Source organism: Pseudoalteromonas sp. SR45-5 (genome assembly GCF_014163565.1).
GTDB classification, from domain to species: Bacteria; Pseudomonadota; Gammaproteobacteria; order Enterobacterales; family Alteromonadaceae; genus Pseudoalteromonas; species Pseudoalteromonas distincta.
The window spans coordinates 1-4,146 of record NZ_JACJDN010000352.1 but is presented as its reverse complement, the minus strand read 5'-3'; the positions used below and the strand labels follow the sequence as shown (position 1 = coordinate 4,146).

Sequence of the window (4,146 nt, the reverse complement as noted above, 5' to 3'; positions counted from 1 at the left end):
AAAAATTGACTTTAACCCCCTCTTTCACGTTAAAATGCGAAGATGTGCTTAAAACAGATTTCAGAACTTTAAAATCTAAAAATCAGAATAGATATCTTAATAGGAGATACATAGCGATGGCAGATAAAAAAGCCACAGTCCATATTGATGGACTAGATCCAATCGAACTTCCAATTTATCAAGGCACTGCTGGCCAAGATGTAATCGACGTACGTACGTTAGGTTCACATGGTCACTTTACTTATGACCCAGGTTTCATGTCGACTGGTTCTTGTGAATCTGCAATCACCTATATTGATGGTGGTAAAGGTGTACTACTTCACCGTGGTTACCCAATTGAGCAATTAGCTGAAGATTCTAACTATATTGAGCTTTGCTACTTACTTTTAAATGGTGAGTTACCTTCTAAAGAACAATACGAAGTTTTTAAGAATGAAATCACTACAAGTACTATGCTTGACGAGAAAATTGCTAACTTTTTCCAAGGTTTCCGATTTGACGCTCACCCAATGGCAATGCTTTGTGGCGTAGTGGGTGCATTATCATCTTTTTATCATGAAGACCTTGATATTACTGATGCAGAACAACGTAAAACAAGTGCAGTTAAGCTAGTTGCTAAGTTACCAACTATTGCTGCAATGGCTTATAAAACAAACATCGGCCAACCGTTTGTATACCCACGTAACGATTTAAGCTACGCAGAAAACTTCTTACACATGATGTTCTCTGTACCTGCTGAAGAATATAAAGTTAACCCTGTAACTGCTAAAGCTATGGACAAAATCTTTATGCTTCATGCAGATCATGAGCAAAATGCATCGACTTCAACAGTTCGTCTTGCTGGTTCATCAGGTGCTAACCCGTATGCATGTATTGCAGCTGGTATTGCTTCTTTATGGGGACCTGCTCACGGCGGCGCTAACGAAGCATGTTTAAACATGTTAGAAGAGATTGGCTCTGTGGACCGTATTGATGAATACGTTGCTAAAGCTAAAGACAAAGCTGACCCATTCCGCCTTATGGGCTTTGGTCACCGCGTTTACAAAAACTTCGACCCACGTGCTACAGTAATGCGTCAAACGTGTCATGAAGTTTTAGCTGAGCTAAATATCCAAGATCCACTTCTTGATATTGCTATGAAGCTTGAGCAAATTGCCCTTGAAGACCCGTACTTTGTAGAGAAGAAACTATACCCTAACGTAGATTTCTACTCTGGTATTATCTTAAAAGCGATTGGTATTCCAACAAGCATGTTCACTGTAATTTTTGCAATGGCACGTACTGTTGGTTGGATCACTCACTGGGATGAGATGCTATCTCAACCTGGTCATAAGATCAGCCGTCCTCGCCAAATGTATACTGGTTACACTCAACGTGACTACGTATCAACTGACAAGCGTTAATTAGCGCTGGTTAGTTTAAAAGGCCGCATTTTGCGGCCTTTTTTTATTAACAGCACTTGAGAATTATCATAAACCGATTACAATCCCTGCCTTAAAAACACTATGTAGATGAGCTATGCCTACTTTAAAGTTTGATATAAATAAAATTAGAAAAGACTTCCCGACATTAAATCAAACAATAAACGGCTGCCCGCTTGTTTATTTAGACTCAGCAGCAACCTCACAAAAGCCTCAATCAGTTATAGATACAATTACTGAGTTTTATACGTCTCAAAATGCAAATGTACACCGTGGACGCCATACACTTAGCGAACAGGCCACTTATTCTTATGAACAAGTCCGGGATAAAGCTGCAAGGTTTTTCAATGTCTTAAGTAAAGAGATTGTATGGACTAAAGGTGCTACAGAAGCCATAAATTTGGTCGCTAACGGCTTAAAAAAGCGTTTAGATGAAAGTCATACCATAATAATATCTCCGCTTGAGCATCACGCAAACATAGTGCCTTGGCAACTAGTAAGCCAACAGACGGGAGCTAAATTAGTCTCTCTGCCGCTAAATAATAATGGCACGCTAAACACCCAACAATGCTGTGAATTTATAAAAGAAACAAAACCTGCCTTATTAGCTATTACACAAGCATCGAACACACTGGGTAATATCACTGATTTAAAGCCACTAATTGTAGCTGCAAAAGAGGTGAATTCGCTTGTTTTAGTGGACGGAGCCCAAGGTGCACTGCATTTAAAACCCGATTTACGTGAATTAAACTGTGACTTTTATGTTTGCTCAAGCCATAAAATGCTCGGTCCAACAGGCTTAGGTGTACTTTATGGCCAATATGAAGAGCTAAATACGCTAGATATTTACCAATCCGGCGGTGAAATGATCGATAAAGTTTACTTAACTCATAGCACTTATCGCCCTGCGCCTGCAAAATTTGAAACTGGCACACCAAATATTTCTGGAGTTTTAGGCTTTGGTGCCGCATTAGACTATTTAAATGAATTAGATCACGTGCAAATACAGCAATATGAACAAGAATTGTTTAGTTACGCGGCACAAAAATTGGTAAAGGTGGATGGCATTACCATATTCAGCAACCTATCTGACAATATTGGTACACTCTGTTTTAATTTTAAAGATGAACATCCTTATGATTTGGCAACTTTACTTGACGGATATGGGGTTGCAGTCAGAAGTGGACACCATTGTACGCAACCATTAATGACACATTTAGGGCTTAATGGAACGTTAAGAGCGAGTTTTTCTTTTTATAATACCTACAAAGATGTAGATATATTCATTGATTCACTTAAAAAATGTATCGCTTTATTAGATTGAACGCCAGTTTAATAGAATTAATTAGGATAACTCATGACAAATACGTTTAAAAAAGTCACAGAATCTATAAAAAATGCGACCGCTTGGCAGCAAAAATATCGTGAGATAATGCTTTTAGGAAAAACGTTACCGGCTTTAGCTGATGTTTTGAAAACTGATGATGCACTTGTACCAGGCTGTGAAAGCAAAGTATGGATGTTCGTTGAATTTGACTTAACCGAAAATACACTTGTTGTAATAGGTGACTCTGATACTCGTATAGTAAAAGGATTATTAGCCATTATTTTAGCGCTTTACAACGGGCTTACACCAGAACAGGTAGTGAATAAAAATGCGTATGAAGAATTTGAAAAGCTCGGCCTTATAAGCCACTTAAGCGCATCACGTGGTAATGGTATTAAAGCCATGGTTGATAAGATACAAACCATGGCACAACACAAGCTTAGTTAACGAAAACTAAGCTTGTGAGCGTTGTTTTTTATCTAGATATTTACGCACCGCTTTTGCAGCAACAAAAAAACCAAAGCTTCCTGTGATCATAGTCACAGAGCCAAAACCATTATTACAGTCCATATTCATTGTGCCATCAGCACTTTGCTTAGCATGACATACGCTGCCATCGCTTCCTGGGTAAACCAATTGCTCTGTTGAGTAAACACAATCAATATTAAACTTACGTTTAGGATTATTACTAAAATTATATTGCTTACGCAAAATATAGCGCACCTTTGCAAGTAATGGGTCTTGCGTAGTTTTAGCTACATCACCAAAAGTTATTTGGCTAGGATCTGTTTGCCCGCCAGCACCACCAGTTGTAATTATAGGTAGTTTATTACGTTTACAGTGAGCAATTAATGCTGCTTTTTCTTTAACTGCATCAATACAATCAATTACATAATCAAAACCTTGAATATGCTCTTGAATATTATCAAGCGTAATAAAGTCATCTATTACACTAATTTGGCATTCTGGGTTAATAAGCTCGCAGCGCGCTTTCATTGCATCGACTTTAGCTTGACCAATAGTGCCCGTTAACGCATGAATTTGCCTATTTACGTTAGTGGCGCAAATATCATCCAAATCTATAAGTGTTATTTTACCAACACCAGTACGCGCAAGTGCTTCTGCTGTCCAGCTTCCTACACCACCAATACCTACTACACAAAAATGTGCTTCTTGAAGCCAATCAAACTGTTGATGACCATATAAACGTTTAATACCACCAAAACGTATATCTGTAACTTTTTCGCTCATTTACCAATCCAGTTGCCATGGCGATTGCCATGCTTGAAAATCTTGATGTTTAATTAACGCCAAATACTCATCACCACTATCGGGTAATAAAGTTAGCTGTATTTGTTCACCTTGCCATAAAAAGCTTAACGCATATGCATGTAAATA

4 protein-coding genes and 1 pseudogene are annotated in these 4,146 nt (G+C 38.3%); 3 read left to right on the top strand and 2 right to left on the bottom strand.

Going from position 1 to position 4,146, the window contains the following annotated elements; all coding sequences use genetic code 11:
- Positions 1–116: 116 nt before the first annotated feature.
- The 3 genes from H5072_RS13115 (at position 117) to H5072_RS13105 (ending at position 3,195) form a co-directional block, all read left to right on the top strand.
- Positions 117–1,403: a citrate synthase gene (locus tag H5072_RS13115; RefSeq protein ID WP_002961796.1), complete on the top strand. Its 1,287-nt coding sequence runs from the start codon at positions 117–119 to the stop codon at positions 1,401–1,403.
- 115 nt (positions 1,404–1,518) lie between these two features.
- Positions 1,519–2,745 (top strand): SufS family cysteine desulfurase, encoded by a 1,227-nt coding sequence (locus tag H5072_RS13110; protein WP_182693765.1) that lies wholly within the window; start codon positions 1,519–1,521, stop codon positions 2,743–2,745.
- 33 nt (positions 2,746–2,778) lie between these two features.
- On the top strand, positions 2,779–3,195 hold the full coding sequence (locus H5072_RS13105) for a SufE family protein (RefSeq protein WP_165723481.1): 417 nt from the start codon (positions 2,779–2,781) through the stop codon (positions 3,193–3,195).
- 6 nt (positions 3,196–3,201) lie between these two features.
- On the opposite strand, the gene tcdA is transcribed toward H5072_RS13105, so the two are convergent.
- Both tcdA and H5072_RS21215 read right to left on the bottom strand, forming a co-directional pair.
- Positions 3,202–3,999: a tRNA cyclic N6-threonylcarbamoyladenosine(37) synthase TcdA gene (gene tcdA, locus H5072_RS13100; RefSeq protein ID WP_002961793.1), complete on the bottom strand. Its 798-nt coding sequence runs from the start codon at positions 3,997–3,999 to the stop codon at positions 3,202–3,204.
- Positions 4,000–4,146 (bottom strand): annotated as a pseudogene (locus tag H5072_RS21215) (RNA pseudouridine synthase); the annotation flags it as partial. It abuts the gene before it with no gap.

Bases quoted from the DNA above. Each gene is read 5' to 3' on its own strand.
- tcdA (WP_002961793.1), bottom strand. From the start codon at position 3,999: ATGAGCGAAAAAGTTACAGATATACGTTTTGGTGGTATTAAACGTTTA.
- H5072_RS13105 (WP_165723481.1), top strand. From the start codon at position 2,779: ATGACAAATACGTTTAAAAAAGTCACAGAATCTATAAAAAATGCGACC.
- H5072_RS13115 (WP_002961796.1), top strand. From the start codon at position 117: ATGGCAGATAAAAAAGCCACAGTCCATATTGATGGACTAGATCCAATC.
- H5072_RS13110 (WP_182693765.1), top strand. From the start codon at position 1,519: ATGCCTACTTTAAAGTTTGATATAAATAAAATTAGAAAAGACTTCCCG.